At 57.0% G+C, this 1,838-nt stretch carries 2 protein-coding genes; one reads left to right on the top strand and one right to left on the bottom strand.

What is annotated here, in order from left to right:
- Positions 1–207: 207 nt before the first annotated feature.
- A complete protein-coding gene (locus ASF70_RS02870) occupies positions 208–1,206 on the bottom strand; it encodes a 3'-5' exonuclease (protein WP_082471715.1) in 999 nt (332 codons plus the stop codon).
- Between the two features lie 38 nt (positions 1,207–1,244).
- On the opposite strand from ASF70_RS02870, the gene ASF70_RS02865 reads away from it, so the two are divergent.
- On the top strand, positions 1,245–1,427 hold the full coding sequence (locus tag ASF70_RS02865; RefSeq protein WP_062463487.1) for a hypothetical protein: 183 nt from the start codon (positions 1,245–1,247) through the stop codon (positions 1,425–1,427).
- The last annotated feature ends 411 nt before the right edge of the window (positions 1,428–1,838 follow it).

Here is a 1,838-nt window from a genome sequence, read left to right as displayed (position 1 = left end):
AGCGGCTGGGAGGAGGAGCGCCGTTGTTCTGCCAGGTGCCCCATGGGAGGAGCGTGGGCGCCTTGAACACGAAGCTCGGCGGGAGGAGGTGCATCGCTTCGTTGACGCCAATCTACCCTAGCCAGCGATATCAGTAAGGAGGTCAGGCGCAGCGCAGCTATGCACTTTATGCATCGCCTCCTCAGAAAACGCCCAAGTGTTGTCCTGTCAGGCTTTAAAACGATCAAATGCCGTTAGGATCTTAATTAGCGGATCTGCTTCGGGATACTGGTAGATCTCGGTTCGCAGGTAGCGGAGCTCTTCCTCGAGGTCGGGCTCATCGACCTCTATCCACCAGCTTCTCGGTCCACCTTCTGCTCCGTCCGACCAACGATAGCCGCGAGCCTTTAGATGGTCTTTGAAATCGTAGGGGCTGTTCTCGGCGAAGATACGGACACGTGACCGCTGTCTCGCGTTGTATAGCTCTGCGAACGGTGAGATGCCTTCGGCTTCAACATTCCGATCGAGGATCTCCAGTAGCGCAAAGCAGTCGTCAACCGCTCGATGACCATTGTGAAAAAATCCAGCCTGGCCGATCAGGTAACCGAGCTTGGTGCCTTCAAAGCCTCGCGACGACCAGTCGATTTCGGCGTTCGAGCAGGCCCATGCCTTGCCGGAAAACATCGGCGAAAATGCCTCGCAGAAAGGGCGGTCGAATCTGGCATTGTGGGCGATAACCAGATCAGCAGGTTCGATGAGGGACCGTAGCATCGGGATATCAATCAACTGACCGGCAACCATCTCGTCCGTGATACCGGTAATCTTGGTGATTTCGGCAGGGATGTTGGTTCCGGGCTGCTGCAGGCCGCCATACACTCCAGTGATATCGCCGATAGCGCCGCGTTCGTCGAAGGTGAAAGCAATCACGCCAATCTCGATAATCTCATCTTTGCGATGATCGAGACCTGTGGTTTCCGTGTCGATGATGATGCCATGCAGAGGGTATTGGGGTCGAACGCTGCCTGTGACCTGACGAGGTTCGAGCTTGTGCAGGATTCGGTAGCGGCCCGTCGCGGCAAGATGCGCCAGCATCTCAGCCTCTTGCATACGGTGGCTTCTAACGCGTCTGACAAGCGAGGGGGAGTAGCCCGATCCCTCTTCGCCGTTAGCGTGGTCGATGAACATATCGAATTGGGCTGGCTTGCCCGTCAGATGCTGCTGCGTCATCCTTTAAGAATTATCATGCACTTCTACGGATATGTAGCTTGAAAGAGCTGAACGACACCGAAACGGCGCGCAATCCCCGCTTTTTCGATTGGCGCCGTCTTTCGCTATCGCTCGAACCGCTCGAGCATCTTTCGCAGTTGCGCGTTCTGCAATCGAAGCTTTTCGGCCAATTGGCCCCTGAGCAACCTGATCTCGTCGTCGAGGCTCAGCGTATCGTCTGACGGGATGGTGCGGTCAGATGGGACTTGCGTTGTTTCGGCTAGTTTCGGTTTCCTGGCTCCCCCCATCCGCTTGCGCGGTTTGCTCTCTATCCGCAGCTGCAAACTCGCTGCGTCCGGAGATTGGATGACGACGGTATCTGGGAGATTGGATGGCGGAAGATCGCCAACGACTACGTCAGCAACGACAGTCCCTGCCCCATCATCCGCCCTGCTTACAGCGCTTTCCAACGGCGTAGGCTCTGCCAAATCAGGATCGGATACAGCCGACGGTGATAGCTCAGCATCTCCGCGTGCGCTTGAGGTAGCCAAGCTCTCCTCTGCAACGGTCTCCGCTGGGCCGGAAAGAGCCAGGACATTCGGCGTGACATCGGCAACCTCAGCGTCCTGCTTCGGCTCACGGCGGCGTGGCAT

It is taken from the genome of Rhizobium sp. Leaf321 (assembly GCF_001423215.1).
In the GTDB taxonomy this organism is placed as follows: domain Bacteria; phylum Pseudomonadota; class Alphaproteobacteria; order Rhizobiales; family Rhizobiaceae; genus Neorhizobium; species Neorhizobium soli.
The sequence above is the reverse complement of the archived record's forward strand: the minus strand, read 5'-3'. Positions and strand labels throughout refer to the sequence as shown.

Bases quoted from the DNA above. Each gene is read 5' to 3' on its own strand.
- ASF70_RS02870 (WP_082471715.1), bottom strand. From the start codon at position 1,206: ATGACGCAGCAGCATCTGACGGGCAAGCCAGCCCAATTCGATATGTTC.